The sequence below is a fragment of the Elusimicrobiota bacterium genome, from assembly GCA_018816525.1.
Taxonomy (GTDB): domain Bacteria; phylum Elusimicrobiota; class Endomicrobiia; order CG1-02-37-114; family XYA2-FULL-39-19; genus OXYB2-FULL-48-7.
The window spans coordinates 1-20335 of the sequence record JAHIVV010000061.1 but is presented as its reverse complement, the minus strand read 5'-3'; the positions used below and the strand labels follow the sequence as shown (position 1 = coordinate 20335).

The 20335-nt window shown below is 41.4% G+C and carries 12 protein-coding genes, 2 tRNA genes and 3 rRNA genes; all 17 read left to right on the top strand.

Annotated features, from left to right (window positions below; all coding sequences use genetic code 11):
• The coding region (locus KKH91_05990; protein MBU0952352.1) for a hypothetical protein at window positions 1–181 on the top strand (181 nt) is incomplete at its 5' end.
• Window positions 182–238: 57 nt separating this feature from the next.
• Entirely contained in the window at window positions 239–988 is a 750-nt protein-coding gene (locus tag KKH91_05985; protein ID MBU0952351.1) for a nucleotidyltransferase family protein, read from the top strand.
• Complete coding sequence (gene glgA / locus KKH91_05980) at window positions 985–2124, top strand: glycogen synthase (protein MBU0952350.1); 1140 nt, start codon at window positions 985–987, stop codon at window positions 2122–2124. The genes KKH91_05985 and glgA overlap by 4 nt, the downstream gene beginning before the upstream one ends.
• 356 nt (window positions 2125–2480) lie before the next feature.
• Window positions 2481–4016: ribosomal RNA gene (locus KKH91_05975) — 16S ribosomal RNA — on the top strand.
• Between the two features lie 139 nt (window positions 4017–4155).
• Window positions 4156–4230 (top strand) — tRNA-Ile (locus KKH91_05970).
• Between the two features lie 2 nt (window positions 4231–4232).
• Window positions 4233–4308, top strand: a tRNA-Ala gene (locus tag KKH91_05965).
• 203 nt (window positions 4309–4511) lie between these two features.
• A 23S ribosomal RNA gene (locus KKH91_05960) occupies window positions 4512–7535 on the top strand.
• Between the two features lie 81 nt (window positions 7536–7616).
• A 5S ribosomal RNA gene (gene rrf / locus KKH91_05955) occupies window positions 7617–7735 on the top strand.
• The 16S, 23S and 5S rRNA genes sit together here with 2 tRNA genes alongside, the layout of an rRNA operon.
• 94 nt (window positions 7736–7829) lie before the next feature.
• A complete protein-coding gene (locus KKH91_05950; GenBank protein MBU0952349.1) occupies window positions 7830–8027 on the top strand; it encodes a hypothetical protein in 198 nt (65 codons plus the stop codon).
• Between the two features lie 218 nt (window positions 8028–8245).
• Complete coding sequence (gene rplJ / locus KKH91_05945; GenBank protein MBU0952348.1) at window positions 8246–8770, top strand: 50S ribosomal protein L10; 525 nt, start codon at window positions 8246–8248, stop codon at window positions 8768–8770.
• A gap of 16 nt (window positions 8771–8786) precedes the next feature.
• A complete protein-coding gene (gene rplL / locus KKH91_05940) occupies window positions 8787–9188 on the top strand; it encodes a 50S ribosomal protein L7/L12 (protein ID MBU0952347.1) in 402 nt (133 codons plus the stop codon).
• A gap of 44 nt (window positions 9189–9232) precedes the next feature.
• On the top strand, window positions 9233–12976 hold the full coding sequence (gene rpoB, locus KKH91_05935; protein ID MBU0952346.1) for a DNA-directed RNA polymerase subunit beta: 3744 nt from the start codon (window positions 9233–9235) through the stop codon (window positions 12974–12976).
• Window positions 12977–12991: 15 nt separating this feature from the next.
• Window positions 12992–17167, top strand: coding sequence for a DNA-directed RNA polymerase subunit beta' (rpoC, locus tag KKH91_05930; protein ID MBU0952345.1), 4176 nt, complete (start codon window positions 12992–12994; stop codon window positions 17165–17167).
• 12 nt (window positions 17168–17179) lie between these two features.
• On the top strand, window positions 17180–17557 hold the full coding sequence (gene rpsL / locus KKH91_05925) for a 30S ribosomal protein S12 (GenBank protein MBU0952344.1): 378 nt from the start codon (window positions 17180–17182) through the stop codon (window positions 17555–17557).
• Window positions 17558–17563: 6 nt separating this feature from the next.
• Window positions 17564–18043, top strand: coding sequence for a 30S ribosomal protein S7 (rpsG, locus tag KKH91_05920; GenBank protein MBU0952343.1), 480 nt, complete (start codon window positions 17564–17566; stop codon window positions 18041–18043).
• Window positions 18044–18049: 6 nt separating this feature from the next.
• Complete coding sequence (gene fusA, locus KKH91_05915) at window positions 18050–20122, top strand: elongation factor G (protein MBU0952342.1); 2073 nt, start codon at window positions 18050–18052, stop codon at window positions 20120–20122.
• Between the two features lie 71 nt (window positions 20123–20193).
• The coding region (gene tuf, locus KKH91_05910; protein ID MBU0952341.1) for an elongation factor Tu at window positions 20194–20335 on the top strand (142 nt) is incomplete at its 3' end.

The following is a 20335-nucleotide window of genomic DNA, read 5'->3' as shown; positions in this document are numbered from 1 at the left end:
CAATACACAAAAAGCAAGGGTGACAGTTCCTCTGGAAGAATTCGCAATAGCTTCTGACGAACAATATGATGTAATAGATTTATTAACAGGAAAAATATATACATGGCAGGGAAGGGACAATATGGTTATTCTTGACCCGCAAAATGAGCCTGCTGTTGTTTTTAAATTAGAAAAATTATAAAGGAACTATACCCCATACCCTCCCAAGCGGGCAACATGGGGTATTGGCGAGGAAACAATGAAAGCTTTAATTTTATGCGCGGGTTACGCAACACGCCTTTACCCGCTTACAATGAACCAGCCGAAACAATTGTTATCTATTGCAGACAGGCCAATGTTGGACTATACAATAGATAACCTCAACCAGATTGATGAAATTGATGAAATATACATGGTAACGAATCAGAAATTTTATCAGACTTTTGTAGGCTGGAGCAAAAAAGTAAAAACCAAAAAGAAAATGACCGTCTTCAACGATGGGACAAGTTCGGACGGAACCAAGCTCGGGGCGATAGGTGATATGAAGTTTGTTATCGACAACGCAAAAGTTAATGATGATTTGCTTGTTCTTGCGGGGGACAACCTATTCCAATTAGACCTGAAAAAGTTTATTAGCTTTTTTAAAGAGAAAGCAACAAATTCAATTTGTTTAAAAGACGTCGGCCTAAAAGATTTGATATCGAAGTACAGCGAAGTTGAACTTGATAAAGATCAAAAAGTTATTAATTTCACTGAAAAACCTACGAATCCAAAAACTACCCTAGCTGCAGTTTGCATTTACTTATTTGCAAAAAATAAGATCCAGCTGGTTAACAAGTATATGTCAGAAGGTAATAACCCTGACCAGCCCGGCAGGTATATCCAATGGCTGCACAAAGCTGATAAAGTTTATGGGTTTGTTTTTTATGATAAGTGGTATGATATAGGTGATTTAAACCAATATAAAGAAGCAGATGAGGATTATAAGGCAATGAGAGGAAATAAATGAAGGTAACAATGTTTGCTAAGGAGTACCCTCCTTATATATATGGGGGTGCCGGCGTGCATTTACGTTATTTATCGCAGGAACTTAGCAAAATAATGGATGTTGAAATCAGGTGTTTTGGGGACCAGGATATAACCGGTAACCCAAAAGTAAGAGGGTTTAAATCCTTGGGCTTGCGATCAAAAACTGATCCAAAATTCAATGCTGTTTATGATACTATGACTACCAACCTTTCTATGGTTGCTGATGGAATAGATTCGGATGTTGTTCATACTCATACCTGGTACGGCCATTATGCCGGATTTTTAGCCAAGAAGCTTTATAATTTGCCGTTTGTTGCAACTTGCCATAGCCTAGAACCCCTGCGGCCCTGGAAAGAAGATCAGCTTGGCAGAGGTTATCACTTAAGCGCCTGGATAGAAAAATTGGGCATCGAGGGCGCTGATAAAATTGTTGCCGTATCCAGGATGATGAAAGACGATATTCTTAAATACTACAATATTCCGGAGGAAAGAATAACCGTAATACATAACGGCATAGATTTGAAAAAATGGAAAAATACAACATTAAGCGATTCCTTGAAAAAAGAATGCGCAATAAAGGACGACTATATACTTTTTGTAGGAAGGCCCACTCCTCAAAAGGGCATGGAATATCTTATTGACGCCGCGGACCGCATAGACCCGAATATCCAAATTGTATTTGGCGCTGTCGGCGCCGATACCAAAGAGTATGAAGACAGGATGAGAGAAAAGATTAAAACTAAAAAAAATATAAATTGGATCAATAAATTTTTGAAAGAAGAAGATTTTATCCAATTATACAGTTGCGCTAAAGTTTTTGTATGCCCATCAATTTATGAACCATTTGGAATTATTAATTTAGAAGCTATGGCATGCAAGACTCCGGTTGTTGCAACTGCAACAGGAGGCATAAAAGAGGTTGTAGTAAATGGGGAAACGGGTATTTTAGTTGAACCTGCAAACACAAAACACCTTGCTGATGCTATTAATAAATTATTGAAAGATAAAGCGATGTTAAAAAAATTCGGAGATAACGGAAGGGCCAGGGTTGAGAAATATTTCAGCTGGGAATACATAGCTTCTCAGACGAAAAAGATGTACGAGGGGCTGCTTTGATGCTACGCGAAAAAATATTTTTTTGGACCCCCTTGACAAATTTTAAAACTTGTAGTATAATGTATAATGTAGTATAAGTATAGTATAAGTAAGTTTAAGTATAGTATAAGTAAGTTTAAGTAAGTTTAGTATTTAACGGCTGTAAAATTTCAGCGACACTTTATGATACCTCTAAAGTATTAAAAAGAGAATGAGGGGATTTTACGCGTTACACTATGTTCATTGATATCTTGGTTTTGTAAATTTTTTAATTTTTTTAAGTTTTTGGAATCGCATTCTAATAAGCATTCCAAGAATTTCAACATTCGGCCAGTTTTAGTTTTACTTTTTGAAATTTGAAGAAACTTTCTAAATTATTTTTGGAGAGTTTGATCTTGGCTCAGAGTGAACGCTGGCGGCATGCCTAACACATGCAAGTCGAACGGATCTTGGTTGCCCGCAAGGGTGATTAAGATTAGTGGCAAACGGGTGAGTAACACGTGGGTAATTTCCCTCCGACATGAACACAACCTTGAGAAATTGAGGCTAATATTCAATAGTCTTAGCTTTACTATGTAGAGCTAGGTAAAGGTCTGGGTTAAACCAGACGGTCAGAGATAAGCCCGCGGTCTATCAGCTAGTTGGTAGGGTAATGGCCTACCAAGGCTTTGACGGATAGCCGGCCTGAAAGGGTGATCGGCCACATTGGCACTGAGATACGGGCCAGACTCCTACGGGAGGCAGCAGTGGGGAATTTTGGACAATGGGCGCAAGCCTGATCCAGCAATGCCGCGTGAGGGATGAAGGTCTTCGGATTGTAAACCTCTTTTGGAGGGGATGAAGCTTCTAGCAATAGGAGTTGACAGTACCTTCCGAATAAGCCACGGCTAACTACGTGCCAGCAGCCGCGGTAATACGTAGGTGGCGAGCGTTATTCGGATTTACTAGGTGTAAAGCACAGGTAGGTGGTCGAGTAAGTTGGGAGTGAAAGCCCTTGATAAGTCAGGGGATGTCTTTCAAAACTGCTCGGCTTGAGTGTAAGAGGGGAAACCGGAATTCCAGGTGTAGCGGTGAAATGCGTAGATATCTGGAGGAATACCGATGGCGAAAGCGGGTTTCTAGCTTATTACTGACACTGAGCTGTGAAGGCGCGGGGAGCAAACAGGATTAGATACCCTGGTAGTCCGCGCGGTAAACTATGTTCACTTGGTATGGGAGGTATCGACCCCTTCTGTGCCGAAGCTAACGCATTAAGTGAACCACCTGGGGAGTACGGCCGCAAGGTTGAAACTCAAAAGAATTGACGGGGGCCCGCACAAGTGGTGGAGCATGTGGTTTAATTCGACGCAACGCGAAGAACCTTACCCGGGCTTGAAGTTCTGGTGGTATCCTGACGAAAGATTAGGAGACTCGCAAGAGAGCCAGAAGAGGTGCTGCATGGTTGTCGTCAGCTCGTGCCGTGAGGTGTATGGTTAAGTCCCATAACGAGCGCAACCCTTGTCCTATGTTGCTAACTTCGCAAGAAGAGCACTCTTAGGAGACTGCCCAGGTTAACTGGGACGGAAGTGGGGATGACGTCAAATCATCATGGCCTTTATGTCCGGGGCTACACACGTGCTACAATGGCCGCTACAGAGGGATGCCAAACCGTAAGGTGGAGCAAATCCTTTAAAGGCGGCCCCAGTTCAGATTGAGGACTGCAACTCGTCCTCATGAAGTCGGAATCACTAGTAATCGCTGATCAGCAGGCAGCGGTGAATACGTTCCCGGGCCTTGTACACACCGCCCGTCACACCATGGGAGCTAGTTGCAACAGATGTCCCGCCTCGCGTGGGATGAAGTTGTGATTAGTGACTGGGGTGAAGTCGTAACAAGGTAGGCGTACGAGAACGTGCGCCTGGATCACCTCCTTTCTAAGGAGTTTCTGTAATGGAAACTTTTAGGTCGTCCGAGTGTTGAATTCGTTGGAATGCTTATTAGATTGCGAAAACATTGTTTCTTTGATTGCCGATTTACTTCGGAAGTATATTTTTTACGGTTAAAAATACTTTCGGGCCTATAGCTCAGTTAGTTTAGAGCATCCCGCTGATAACGGGAAGGTGAGAGGTGCAATTCCTCTTAGGCCCATTGGGGATGTAGTTCAGCTGGGAGAACATCCGGTTTGCAACCGGGAGGTCAGGGGTTCAAATCCCCTCATCTCCACCAGATAATTATTTAATTTAAAAATATATTTTGCACTTTAAAAGTTTATAGTTTTATAGCTGTAAACTTTTTAAATATAAAGGTCTTTGAAATTTAGGTTAATAAGTTAGCTGACATTAGTTTTAAGTAAATAAGTAGTATATAAGTTGAAAGACTACATTTCAATCGTCTCTCTATTCCTTAGCAGAGACGGGATGAAATGATATGGTCAAGTTAGTAAGGGCATATGGCGGATGACTTGGCTAAGGTTACGAAGAAGGCCGTGGTAAGCTGCGATAAGATGCGGATAGGAGCAAACATCCTTTGACCCGCATATAGCCGAATGGGGAAACCCGTGCCGTCGCAAGACGGTATATCCTAACCTCAATAAATAGGGTTAGGAGGACAACCCAGGGAAGTGAAACATCTCAGTACCTGGAGGAAAAGAAATCAACTGAAATTCCCCTAGTAGTGGCGAGCGAACGGGGAACAGCCTAAACCTTTATAGAGCAATCTTTAAAGGGGTTGCAGGGTTTGTCTGCTTTCAATAGCGAAGAGTTACCAATCAAATTAATAGATGAATGGTCCTGAAAAGGCCAACCACAGAAGGTAAAAGTCCTGTAATTAAAATCAATTTGACTCTTGATGAATTCCTAAGTACTATCGGGCACGTGAAATCCGGTAGGAATCTGGGGGGACCATCCTCCAAGGCTAAATATAAACCTTAGACCGATAGTGAAATAGTACCGCGAGGGAAAGTTGAAAAGAACCCCGGAAGGGGAGTGAAATAGAACCTGAAACCGTATGTCTACAAGCAATTCTAGCACTATGCTCTATCGCAAGATAGAGAACGTGCGAGGGTGTGCCTGTTGAAGAATGATCCGGCGAGTTGTTTTATCGAGTAAGTTTAACCTTTATATGAAAGTATATGGGGTAGGCGAAGGGAAACCAAGTCTGAATAAGGCGTTTAACTCGATAGAGCAGACCCGAAGCCATGTGATCTATCCTTGGTCAGGTTGAACCTTGTTTAATCACGAGGGGAGGACCGAACTAGTTGGTGTTGCAAAACCTCTGGATGAACTGAGGATAGGGGTGAAAGGTCAATCTAACATGGTGATAGCTGGTTCTCTCCGAAATAGCTTTGGGGCTAGGCTGGTAATTTAACTATAAGGGGTAGAGCACTGGATAATGTAGGGTCTGTAACCCAGATTCCGAATTTAACCAAACTCCGAATACTTATAAGAATATTACTGGACTCAGTGCGTGAGGGATAAGCTTCACGCGCAAAAGGGGAACAGCCCAGATTACCGATTAAGGTCCCTAAATTGTGATTAAGTGTGAAAGGACGTGAAGTTGCTTAGACAGCTAGGAGGTTGGCTTAGAAGCAGCCATCCTTTAAAGAGTGCGTAACAGCTCACTAGTCAAGCGATTTTGCGCTAAAAATTTCCGGGGCTAAATCACATACCGAAGTCGTAAAATTAACTATAGTTTACTATAGTTATTTGGTAGGAGAGCGTTCCTAGCTGGGACGAAGGTGTACCGTAAGGAGCACTGGACTGCTAGGAAGTGAGGATGTCGGAATAAGTAGCGATAATGGTTGTGAAAATCAACCACACCGTAAGCCTAAGGTTTCCTTGAGCAATGTTCGTCAGCTCAGGGTTAGTCGGTCCTAAGATGAGGCGGAAACGCGTAGTCGATGGAAATCCGGTTGAAATTCCGGAACCTTTTTGAATGCGTTAGTCACTAATTTTGTGCGCATCAGAGTGAAGTTATCCCAGTGATGGATGTCTGGGTTTAACTCAGGCGCGAGCCTGAGGAGCACGAGTTACGCGCAAGCGTGGCGAAGTAACCAAATCTGGTGCCTAGAAAAGCAGAATTTAGGAGTATTCAGAATGACCGTACCGTAAACCAACACAGGTAGGCGGCTAGAATATAGTCAGGTGCGCGAGTAAACTGCTGCTAAGGAACTCGGCAATATGACCCCGTAACTTCGGAATAAGGGGCGCCGTAGTAGAGCCAGAGGAAGCGTAAAGATGAAAAATGAAGAGGTCAAACTTGACATTTGGAGCTCTTTGCAGGGAATCTGGTATTGAAAAGGTTACAATAAAGAGTCTCATGCGACTGTTTAACAAAAACACAGGCCTCTGCTTAAGTCAGACGATGACGTATAGGGGCTGACGCCTGCCCGGTACTGGAAGGTCAAGAGGAGGAGTGCAAGCTCTGAATTTAAGCCCCAGTAAACGGCGGCCGTAACTATAACGGTCCTAAGGTAGCGAAATTCCTTGTCGGGTAAGTTCCGACCTGCACGAATGGCGTAACGAAATGAGAACTGTCTCGGCAGCAGACTCGGCGAATTTGTGGTATCCGTGAAGACGCGGATTACCTGCGGTTAGACGAAAAGACCCCGTGGAGCTTTACTGTATCCTGATATTGAATTACGGGTTAGGTTGCGTAGGATAGGTGGGAGCCTTTGAGTCCTGGTTCTTGGATCGGGAGGAGGCACCGGTGAAATACCACCCTCTCTAATTTGTGATTCTAACTTTAACTCTGAATCGAGTTGAAAGACAGTGTTTGGTTGGCAGTTTAACTGGGGCGGTTGCCTCCTAAAATGTAACGGAGGTGCTCAAAGGTACCTTCATCACGAATAGAAATCGTGAGTCGAGTGTAATGGCATAAGGGTGCTTGACTGCTAGTCCGACAGGACAAGCAGGTACGAAAGTAGGACATAGTGATCCGGTGGTTGCGTATGGAAGTGCCATCGCTCAACGGATAAAAGCTACCCCGGGGATAACAGGCTTATCGGGCCCGAGAGTCCATATCGACGGCCCGGTTTGGCACCTCGATGTCGGCTCATCCCATCCTGGGGCTGTATAAGGTCCCAAGGGTTTGGCTGTTCGCCAATTAAAGGGGTACGTGAGCTGGGTTCAGTACGTCGTGAGACAGTACGGTCTCTATCTACCGTAGGCGGAGGAAACTTGAGAGGTTCTGTCCTTAGTACGAGAGGACCAGGATGGACCAGCCTCTGGTGTTTCTGTTGTCGCGCCAGCGGCATTAGCAGAGTAGCTATTGCTGGTACGGGATAACCGCTGAAAGCATCTAAGCGGGAAGCCCACCTCAAGATAAGGTTTCCCTTCTCGATTGAGAAATCGAGACTTAAAGTCACCAGTAGACTACTGGTTTGATAGGTCAGATGTGTAAGTGCTGTGAGGCATTGAGCTGACTGATACTAATTGACTGTGAGTCTTGGCCATATCTTTTGATCCAAATGATGTAGTATTAGATTTTTATCTGTACTAATGACACTTTCTTATTAACTTGAATTTAAAATAATTCCCGGTGGTTTTTCCGGTGAGGCAACACCTGTTCCCATTCCGAACACAGAAGTTAAGCTCACTAGGGCCAATGGTACTCATCGCTAATTCGCGGTTGGAAGAGTAGGTCGCTGCCGGGGTTTGTAATTATCCCCATAAATAATGTTTAAAAAATAGGATTCAATAAATTCTTTTTAAGTTTGATTGTACTTTGTTCTTTAAAATACGGTGAGTTTGCAAATTGCTCAGAATACATGGATACAGCAACTCAGATTTCCAAAGGAAGTTTCAGGGCTTCCTTTCGGCGGGTTTACTTGGTGGGGGAATATAGGTTCCTGTGATTATACCTTCGATAGCCCTACAGTAAACTCAGTGGACAGGTTTGAAGACATCAGCAAACCCATGCGGTTTTTGTTGTTAGCAAAAAAATAAGCTGCATTGAGCCATTCGGCGGAATAAAAGTCCGCAGGGGGGCTACATTAAGTTAATAGATAATTCTTCTCTTGAATATATAGACGGTTACAAGGATAATGTCAATGTTTTTTTTGTGTTCAAAAATAAAAATTTATCATTGCGAATCGATTGTATTTGAAGTAAATTTTATAGGCGAAACAAACCTGGCTCTTGGTTTGGGAATAGGGTTTTAATAAATGGTATTGCAAGCAAAGAAAGAAGTTTACGAACAACTGACAAAAGAAGTTAAGGCTTCTCCTCATCTTGTATTCACGGAATATCAGGGTTTAAGTGTCCTTGAAATAGAAGAACTGCGTAAAAGCCTGAGATCGATGAATTCAAAATATCAGGTACCGAAAAATAAGATACTTTCCCTTGTTTTTAAAAACAACAATCTTGAACTTCTTAGCCAGGGTTTAAACGGCCCGATCGGTTTAGTCCTTATAAAAGAAGAACACCCCGTCCAAATATTAAAAAAGTTAATCCAATTCGCAAAAGACCACAATAAGTTTAAATTAAAATCAGGTTACATGTTTGGTAAGCTGCTTTCGTTACTTGAGATTACAAAAGTAGCAAACCTGCCCTCAAAAGAACATTTAATCGGCAAAACTGTATTGACAATAAAAATGCCGTTAATCAAATTGATGAATGTCTTAAAGGCAAACCAAACAAACCTTGTCTGCGTTTTAGAACAGATAAAAAATAAAAAGGAAAAAGCTTAATAGGGGGTGTAAACAGATGTCAGAAAAACCTAATGGTAAAGAAGCAATAATTGATGCTATTTCAACGATGACAGTCCTTGAATTAGCAGAGTTAGTAAAGTCTCTTGAAGACAAGTTCGGGGTCCAGGCAGCTGGTTTCGGTTCTATGCCGGTAGGCGGCGTAGCCGGCCCTGCGTCAGACGGAGCTGTTGCTATTCCTGAAGAAAAGACAGAATTTACGATTGTTTTGACAAACTGCGGCGGAAACAAAATTCCGGTTATCAAAACTGTACGTGAAATTACAGGTTTAGGCTTGAAAGAAGCAAAAGATCTTGTCGATGGCGCGCCGAAAACAGTAAAAGAAGGCGTTACAAAAGACCAGGCCGAAGAAATCAAGAAAAAACTTACAGAAATTGGCGCTACCGTAGAAATTAAATAACCACTCATTTTTGCGTTAAGTTTTCGTGAAGGGGTAAGAAATTAATGAAGCAAAGAAATTTTGCAAAGTTAAAAACAATAATGGATTTGCCGGATCTTATAAATTTACAGAAATTATCCTATAAAGATTTTCTGCAAACGGACATAGAACCGCAAAAGCGTAAAAACCAAGGTCTTCACCAGGCCTTTCTTGATGTATTTGGGGAAGCTAGCGAAGGAGAGGGTATTGAAAATTCAAACCAGAGCCTGAAACTCCAATATCTCCATTACATTATCGAAAAGCCAAAGATTACGCCGGATGAAGCAATAGCCAAAGACCTTAATTGCGAAGCGTCTTTGAAAGTTGTTTTTAGATTGCTGCAAAAACTTGAAAACGGAAAGATAAAAGAACTTGCCGAGCAGGAAGCATATCTTTGTGATTTACCTGTTATGACTGAATCAGGTTCATTTATAATCAACGGGGCGGAAAGAGTAGTCGTAACACAAATTCACCGCTCGCCCGGGGTAATTTTCGAAGAGGATGAAGAGAAACCAATTTCTCATTTTGGAAAAAAGCTTTACAAATCTACAATAATACCTTACCGCGGAGCTTGGTTAGAATTTGAGTTTGATTTAGACAATGTGCTTTTTGTCCGCATAGACAAAAAAAGAAAAATTCCGGTAACTGTCTTATTAAGGGCTATCGGTTACGAAACGGATAAAGAGCTTATTAATATTTTCTACGGCACGGAAACAATAAAAAAGAACAACTTCAATGATTGTCTGGGTAAAATACTCGCAGAGGACATTATTGACACGAAAACAGGCGAAATTATTAATGAAACCCTGCATGAAATAAAAGAAGAAGACATAAAGAAATATGCCGAAAAAATAAATGAAATCAAAATAATAAAATTAGACCCTGAACTGGACAATTTTACCATAATTCACACTATTAAAGAAGATCCTACCAAGAACAAGAAAAAAGCAATAGACATAGTTTATAAAATACTGCATACTCCGGAATTAATTACGTCTGAAATTGCTGAAAGTTATTTAGATGCGTTATTATTTAAGCTTAGAAGATATGATTTAAGCAAAGTGGGCCGTTACAAACTTAATAAAAAATTCGGAGCTATTTTCTCTGAAATGGAGAAAAATAACAGGATTGTATCCACTTTTACAGTTCCTACTGAAAGAAAAAGAGTATTAACTAAAGAAGATATTATCGCGACGCTAAAATATTTAATAAATTTAAACACAGGGCTGCCCGGGTATGTAGTTGATGATATCGATCATTTAGGCAATAGAAGAGTAAGGTCTGTAGGGGAATTATTTGAAACACAAATACGTATCGGTTTGGTAAATTCAGCCAGATTCACAAAAGAGCGCATGAATTCTGCTGACAAAAAATCTTCTCTAACGCCCAGATTATTATTCAACGCAACTCCGCTTGTTTTGTCAATAAGAAGATTTTTTGGAACCTCGCAATTATCACAATTTTTAGATCAAACGAATCCCCTGGCAGAATTGACGCATAAAAGAAGATTATCGGCTTTAGGACCCGGCGGTTTGCATCGTAAACGCGCAGGTTTTGAAGTCAGAGATGTTCATCACACTCATTACGGAAGAATTTGCCCTATTGAAACACCGGAAGGGCCAAACATCGGGCTTATAACATCTCTTGCAAGTTATGCAAGGGTAAGTGAATATGGTTTAATTGAAACACCTTACCGCAAAGTAGAAAAGGGAAAAGTTACCGACAATATTGTTTATCAAACCGCCAATGAAGAAGATGAGTTCATTATCGCCCAGGCAAATGCCGCTTTAGATAAAAACAATGCATTTTCACAAAACCTTGTTTCATGCAGGAACAAAGGCAATATTGGATTTATTGAGCCGAATAAAGTCGATTTTATGGATATCTCTCCAATGCAGGTTGTTTCTGTTTCTACAGGTTTGATACCATTTCTTGAACATGATGACGCAAACCGCGCATTAATGGGCTCGAACATGCAGCGCCAGGCTGTTCCGTTATTAAATTCAGAGAAGCCTTTTACGGGAACTGGTGTTGAAAAGAGAGTCGCCGTAGATTCTTATGCGGTTGTAACAGCAGACAGAGCAGGTGAAGTTATTTTTGTCAGTGCTGAAGAGATAGCAGTTTTCACCGAAGACAAAGAAGTAGATATCTATTACTTAAAAAAATATAACCGTTCCAATCAGAATACCTGTATAAGCTACAACCCGATTGTATGCAAAGGCGACAAAGTTAAGAAGAAAGAAGTAATTGCTGACGGGTTGTGCACTTCAGACGGACAGTTGGCCTTAGGTCAGAATGCATTGATTGCTTTTATGTCTTGGGAAGGTTATAACTTTGAAGATGCTATTTTGGTAAGCGAAAAAGTTGTCAGAGATGACAAATTTACGTCCATTCATATTCAGGAATTCCAGGTAGAAGCCAGAGATACAAAAATCGGGCCGGAAGAGATCACCAGGGATATTCCAAACGTAGGCGCGGAAGACCTGTTGAATTTAGATGAAACCGGTATAATTAGAATAGGAGTTGAAGTAGGCCCCGGGGACATTTTGGTCGGCAAGACCACTCCGAAAGGCGAGCAGCAAGTTACTATGGAAGAACGTTTGTTAAAAGCGATATTCGGTAAAAAAGCCGAAGATGTCGCTGATGCTTCTTTAAGAGTTCCTCCCGGAGTAACAGGGAAAGTAATAAATGTGCAGGTTTTAAACAGATGGGAAAAACTTACTAAAAAAACAGAGAAAAAAAGAATCAATGAAATTCATGACGAACATAAGAATGAAATAAAAAAATTGCACGTACTTAGAGAAGAGTTGCTTGAAAGCGCAAAAGACAAGGCTTCTAAAGACAAAATAGTTAAGTTCATCCAGAAGAAAGAAGAAGGCCTTGAAATAGCAAGAGAAATGAAGAAAGAACAGATAAAGAGCGGCGATGGTCTTCCGATTACAGTAAACAAAGTGGTAAAAGTATATATAGCTTCAAAAAGAAGGCTGCAGGTTGGCGATAAATTGGCAGGAAGGCATGGTAATAAAGGCGTGGTTTCAAAAATCCTGCCTCTTGAAGATATGCCACGCCTTCCGGACGGCACTCCTGTAGATATCGTGCTTTCACCGTTGGGTGTTCCTTCCAGGATGAATGTAGGCCAATTGCTTGAAGCTATGTTGAGCTGGGCTTCAAGTGTTTTGGGTGAGCAGATGATTACTCCGATTTTTGACGGTGCGAAAGAACATGAAGTTATTGAAATGATAAAAAAAGCAAAAGATCACCTGCGCCAGCAGGGAATGCCGGAAGAATACATGCCTTCAGATGATTGCAGGATTACATTGTTTGACGGGCGTAACGGCGATAAATTTATGGAAAAAATCACCATCGGCAACATGTATATAATGAAATTGTTTCACATGGTTGAAGATAAAATACATGCCAGGTCAACAGGCCCATATTCATTAATTACAAGACAGCCGCTTGGTGGTAAAGCGCAGTTTGGAGGCCAGAGATTCGGGGAAATGGAAATTTGGGCTATTGAAGGTTATGGCGCTGCCCACACATTGCGTGAAATACTTACTGTAAAAAGCGATGATGTAAGCGGAAGAACTAAAGTTTATGAAGCGATAATAAAAGGAAAAAGCCTCCCTGAATCAGGAGTGCCTGAAGCATTTAAGGTGCTCGTAAAAGAATTGCAGGGAGTTGCTCTGAATATTGAATTATTAAAATCTGGTTCATCAGGCAATAAAGTTCACAACCAGAAACAGCAAAAAGAAAAGGTTTTGGCATAATCGGGAGATTAATAAATGGCTTATAACTTTCTCAAAAAGAAAACGGCACCGCAGTTTAATTTTTATGACTTTGACAGCATAAAGATTACGGTTGCTTCACCGGAAAATATCCGTTCGTGGGCCTATGGAGAAGTAAAAAAGCCGGAAACCATAAATTACAGGACTTTTAAGCCCGAAAGAGACGGATTGTTCTGCGAAAGAATATTCGGCCCGGTAAGAGATTGGGAATGTAATTGCGGAAAATACAAATTTGTAAAACATAAAGGTATCATATGCGACAGATGCGGCGTCGAAGTGACTGAAGCAAGAGTAAGGCGCGAGCGTATGGGGCACATTGAACTGGCTGTACCAGTATCTCATATCTGGTTTCTTAGAAAGCCTCCGTCAAAAATAGGAATGTTCCTTGAAATGCCGTTAATTGACCTTGAAAGAGTTATATATTATTTGCGTTATCTTGTGCTTGAAGATGTTAAGGACAGCAGCGGAAAAGTAGTCATAAAGGAAAAAAGCCTGCTCACGCCGGAAGAATACAACAAATATAGAATGGAATTTAAAGATAAGCTTAAAGCAGACATCGGCGCAGGGGCTATCCGCAGGCTTCTTGAAAAGATTGACATAAAGAAAGAAATTGAAAAAATAGAGAATATATTAAGAAAAACACAATCAGAGGCGGAACGCGCAAGAATGACCCGCAGGTTCCGCATTTTCGAAGGTTTCCAGAATTCAAATATGAAACCTGAGTGGATGATCATGACAGTACTGCCGGTTATCCCTCCGGATTTAAGGCCCCTGGTTTTACTTGAAGGCTCTAAATTTGCAACCAGCGATTTAAATGATTTATACCGCCGCATAATAAATAGAAACAACCGCTTAAAACATATTCAGTCGTTAAAAGCTCCTGAGATAATGATAAATAACGAAAAACGCTTGCTTCAGGAAGCAGTTGATGCATTGATTGAAAATGGTTCACGCGTCAATCCGGTTGTCGGCGCAGGTAATAGGCCGTTGAAATCTTTTTCTGATATTCTTAAAGGAAAACAGGGAAGATTTAGGCAGAACCTATTGGGCAAAAGAGTTGATTATTCCGGAAGAAGCGTAGTCGTTGTGGGTCCGAATTTAAAATTACACCAGTGCGGCCTCCCAAAAGAAATGGCTGTAGAATTGTTTAAGCCTTTCCTTTTACATGAATTGATAAAACAGGAAAACATCACTCTTAAAGCAGCAAAAAGAATATTAGAAAAGCAGCAATCCGAAATTTGGAGTATACTTGAAAAAATCATCAAGAAACACCCGGTAATGCTTAATCGCGCTCCTACTCTTCATAGAATAAGTATCCAGGCGTTCGAACCGGTATTGGTTGAAGGAAAAGCTATTAGTCTTCATCCCTTGACCTGCGCAGCGTTCAATGCTGATTTTGATGGAGACCAGATGGCTGTGCATGTCCCTCTTTCGCCGGAAGCGCAGCTTGAAGCCAGGATTTTAATGATGGCTCCGGTGAATATATTTTCGCCGGCAAGCGGTAAACCAATAGCTGTGGCCAGCCAGGATATGGTATTAGGGCTGGCATACATGACTTCAATGAAAAATGGCGAAAAAGGCGAAGGATCGGTTTTTGCAGGGATAAATGATGTGGTTTCAGCTTACCAGAGAGGCTTGATCAACTTACACGCAAAAATTAAAGTTTATGGCATAAACAAAATTACGGAAGAAGGTATAAAAGACTACCATGATACTTCAAAATGGACTAGTTACACAACCTGTGGCAGAGTGCTTTTTAATGAAGTTTTGCCCGAATCCATGAGGTTTGTAAATAAGCCCATTAATAAAAAAGAATTGGTCGTTCTTGTAGAACATTGCTATCGGGTGCTTGGGCATCACAGAACAGTAATTTTTCTTGACGATTTAAAGAAGATGGGATTCAAGTACGCTACGATTTCCGGAATGTCCATTGGTGTATCAGATATGATTACGCCTAAAGAAAAAGATGAGATTATAAAAACCACAAATAAAGATATTGCTGAAATTGAAAAACAGGCAAAAACCGGTTTGATAACTGAAACAGAAAGATATAATAAAGTTATTGACCGTTGGATGCATGTAACAGACAAAGTTTCAGATATGATGTTTGAAAATATGCGCAAAGAAGGCGACAAACCATATGATCCAAACATGCCCAGGTTCAATCCTGTCTATATGATGGCTTATTCAGGAGCAAGAGGCAATCAGCAGCAGGTAAGGCAGCTTGCCGGCATGAGGGGATTGATGGCAAAACCGCAGAAAAAGATTACCGGGCAGGTCGGCGAAATTATTGAATCTCCGGTTATTTCGAATTTCCGTGAAGGCCTTACAATTCTTGAATATTTTATTTCAACGCATGGCGGAAGAAAAGGACTTGCAGATACTGCCTTGAAAACTGCTGATGCAGGATATCTTACAAGAAAACTAGTAGATGTTGCGCATAATGTGGTCATTACTGAAGAAGATTGCGGCACAATAAACGGAGTAAAAATCGGCGCGCTTCAGAGCGGTGAAGAATTAATCGAACCGCTTGAAGAAAGAATTGTCGGCCGCGTGGCCCTGGATAACGTAACCTGGATTGTTACAGATGCCCAAGGTGAGCCAAAAGAGGAAACAATTGTTAAAGAAGGCGAAGTAATAACATTTGATCAGGCCAAGAAAGTAGCTCAGGCCGGCATAGAACAGATCAGAATCCGTTCTATACTTACGTGTGAATCGAAAGAAGGCATTTGCGCAAAATGTTACGGAGTAAATCTTGCAACCGGAAAATTTGTTGAAGTCGGAGAAGCTACCGGAATAATTGCGGCTCAATCAATAGGAGAACCCGGGACTCAGCTTACCTTAAGAACCTTTCACATCGGAGGAACAGCAAGCCGCGTAGTAAGAAAATCACAGATATTCGCAGAAAATGATTCAATAGTAAAGTTTTATAATTTTAAGGCTGTAAAAAACAGAGAAGGATTTTTCGTAGTGCTAACCCGTAACAGCGAAATGGTTCTTTCAGATACAGGTTCAAAGAAAAGGAATGTATACAAACTGCCTTTCGGCTCAAGAATGAAAATAAAAGACGGAGATAAGGTAAAGAAAGGCGAAATGATAGCCGAGTGGGACCAGTACGCGCTGCCCATTATTTCTGAATATGAAGGCACGGCGGAATTTGAAGATATTATCGACGGAAAAACTATGCATAAAGAAAAAAGCAAGAGCACCGGCTTAATCGAAAATACCATAGTTGAGTACAGGGGTGAAAAGCTTCATCCCCAGATAGTGGTATCAAAAAACGGAAAAAGAGTTTCAACTTACCCGATACCCATAGACACTATATTAGTTATCAACAACGGGGATAAAGTGCAGGAAGGCGATATTTTAGCAAAAATACCCCAGGAAGTTGTAAAAACAAAAGATATAACCGGCGGATTGCCGAGAGTATTGGAGTTATTCGAAGCCAGGCATCCTAAAAGCGCCGCGGTAATATCTGAGATCGACGGAATAGTAAAAGTCAGCTTAACATTAAAAGGTACGCCGAAAGTTAATATAGTCAATGAACAATCCGGCATGTCAAGAGAGTATGTCATTCCTACGGGAAGACATCTTCTGATTTATGAAGGTGATAAAGTCGGCGCCGGAGAGCCGCTTACAGACGGTGCTGTTGACCCGCACGATATCCTTAAAGTGAAGGGTTCAAAGGAAGTGCAGGAATTTCTTGTTAATGAAATTCAGCAGGTTTACAGGTTACAGGGTGTTACCGTAAACGATAAACATATAGAAGCCATAGTCCGGCAGATGTTATCAAACGTCAGGACAACACACCCCGGTTCCAGCAAATTTCTTTCTGACGAAATAGTTTCTCACAGGCAATATGAAGAAGAATGCAGCCGCTTGGAAGAATTGAAGAAAAAAGTTAAGAGAGAAAAAGGCAATGAAGAAGCAAAGAAAATAAAAATTCCTGAGATGCAGCCGATTTTGTTAGGTATAACAAAAGCATCGTTATCCAGCGAGTCTTTTATATCAGCGGCAAGTTTCCAGGAAACGACAAGAATATTAACCGAGGCTGCAACCCTGGGCCAGGTAGATAATCTAAAAGGCTTAAAAGAAAATGTAGTAATCGGCCATTTAATACCGGTAGGCACAGGGTTGAATAAACAACTGGTAGTGGCTGAAGTAGAGAATTAAAGGACGGATTTAATGCCAACAGTAAATCAATTAGTAAAATTTGGACGAACAAAAGAAGGAATAAAAACAAAGTCACCGGCGCTCAGAGGGTGCCCGCAGCGCAGAGGCGTATGTACCCGTGTTTACACAACAACTCCTAAAAAGCCAAATTCTGCTTTAAGAAAAGTGGCCAGGGTGAAACTGACCACCGGAGTGGAAGTTACAGCATATATACCTGGAGTCGGCCACAATCTGCAGGAACATTCAATTGTTCTGGTAAGAGGCGGAAGAGTTAAAGATTTGCCGGGTGTCAGGTATCATATTATCCGCGGCGTGCTGGATGCCGGCGGGGTAGACGGAAGAAAACAGGGAAGATCAAAATACGGCGCGAAAATGCCAAAAGTAGGATAGGAAAATATGCCAAGAAAACCGCTTAGACCAAAAGAAAGAAGAAAAAACTTTATGCCTGATGCCAGGTATAATAGCGTGCTCTTAGGAAAATTTTTAAACAAATTAAATTTCAGCGGGCAGAAGTCTGTAGCTGAAAGAATAATCTATAGCGCATTCAATTTGATCAAAGATAAATTAAAAGAAGACCCGTTAAAGGTTTTTATACAAGCGATAGAAAATGTAAGGCCGCTGCTGGAAGTAAAAGCCAGGCGTGTAGGCGGAGCTACTTATCAGGTACCTGTTGAGACGGCACGCGAGAGAAGCGAAACAATAGCGATGAGATGGTTAATACAGTATGCCCAGGAAAAGAAAGGCGTACCGATGCATAAAAAACTTGCAGATGAATTAATGGCGGCCTACAAGAAAGAAGGCTCTGCGATGAAAAAAAGGGAAGATACTCATAAAATGGCAGATGCAAACAAAGCTTTTGCCCATTATAGATGGTAAAAACAGATGGATAAAAATTTTACATTAGATAAAATCAGGAATATCGGGTTAGTCGCGCATATTGACGCCGGCAAGACTACTACGACCGAACGCATCCTTTACTATACAGGAAGAATTCACCGTATCGGCGAGGTTCATGAAGGTACTGCAACCATGGACTGGATGGTTCAGGAAAGAGAACGAGGCATAACTATTCAATCCGCGGCCACTACGTCATATTGGAAAGATTGCCAGATAAACATTATAGATACTCCGGGCCATGTTGATTTTACCATGGAAGTGGAGCGTTCTTTAAGAATATTAGACGGCTGTATTGTTATTTTTGACGGAGCAAACGGTGTTGAGCCCCAGTCTGAGACTGTATGGCGCCAGGCAAACCGCTACCATGTTCCAAGATTGATTTTTGTCAATAAAATGGACCGTATAGGCGCGGATTTTCAGGATACTATCGCACAGATAAAGAAGAAACTAATCGCAGAGCCGCTTGTAATGCAGTTGCCTCTGGGTAAAGATGAGCATTTAATGGGTGTTATCGATATACTGGAAGAGAAAGCCTATGTCTGGGAAGAAGAAAAAACAGCTGACATGGGTTATGAGACAAAAGAAATACCGGAAGAATATAAAGCAGAAGTAAAAAAATGCAGAGATATATTGTTCGAAAAAATGGCTGAGATAGAAGAAAGCATTATGACAAAATTTGTTGCAGGCGAACAGCCCACAAATCAGGAATTAAAAGCGGCTGTGCGTAAAGCGACAATTGCATGCAAATTTTTCCCTGTATTTTGCGGCTCATCATTTAAAAATAGAGGCGTGCAGCCTATTCTCGACGCTGTTATTGATTATTTGCCTTCGCCCGCAGATTTGCAAGACATACACGGGCTTAATCCGTTTACCGGGAAAGAAGAGCCCCGTGCACATTCAACAGAAGGCCCTTTTGCGGCATTAGCTTTTAAGATACAGGTTGACCCGTTCATCGGAAGGCTTGTTTATATCAGGGTTTATTCGGGTAAAATCACCAGCGGGGAAATAGTTTATAACACAAGAAAAAGCAAACAGGAAAGAATTTCCAGGATAATGAGAATGCATGCTAATACCCGGGCAGAGATAAAAGAATGTAAAACCGGAGATATTGTCGCTATTGTAGGATTAAAAGACACGAATACCGGTGATACGGTTTGTGATAGAAAATTTCCGATTTCATTCGAACAAATGCATTTCCCCGAGCCGGTTATAAGCGTTGCCGTAGAACCAAAAACTAAGGCAGATTCCGAGAAACTGTCTTACGCTTTAGGCCGCTTAACCGAAGAAGATCCGACTTTCAGGCTCAAAATTGACGAAGAAACAAGCCAGACGATTATTTCGGGTATGGGAGAATTACACCTTGAAATTGCCATAGACAGATTAAAAAGAGAATTTAATGTCGATGCAAAAGTAGGTAACCCGCAGGTTGCTTACAGGGAAACCATTACCAAAAAAGTCGAAGCAGAAGGGAAGTATATCAAACAATCAGGCGGCCGCGGCCAATACGGGCACGCAGAAATTGAACTTGAACCGGCTGCTGAGTTTGAATTTGTCGATAAAATAAAAGGCGGGTCTGTTCCAAAAGAATATATTCCTGCTATTGAACAGGGAATTGTAGAAGCCATGACAAGGGGTCCGCTGGCAGGCTATCCTTTAATTAATTGTAAAGTTACTTTAGTTGACGGTTCTTACCACGAAGTTGATTCATCAGAAATGGCTTTTAAAATGGCCGGAAGCATGGCATTGCAGGCCGCAAGCAAAAAAGCAGGCCCAATACTTCTTGAGCCCATTATGAAAATAGAAGTTGTAACCCCGGAAGAATTTATTGGAGACGTTATGGCTGACCTCAATTCAAGAAGAGGCAAAATTGAAAGCATGGAAAATAAAAACGGCTTATGTACTATAAGCGGACATGTGCCTCTTGCCCAGATATTTGGTTATGCTACGACACTGCGCTCATTAAGCCAGGGAAGAGCAAACTACAGTATGGAACCGGCACAATATGAAAGAGTTCCAAAAAATATCAGTGATGGTTTATTACCGAAAACTACTGTTTAAAATATAAATAATCGGAATGCACCCAATACGCTTCCAAGCGCGTAGCATTGGGTGTCCAGGAGGAACAGAAAATGTCAAAGCAGAAATTTGAGAGGAAGAAACCGCACGTAAACATAGGAACGATCGGGCACGTAGACCATGGAAAGACGACATTAACAGCAGCGATAACGACGGTATTATCGAAGGCTCAGTTAGCGCAGGCAAAAGGGATCT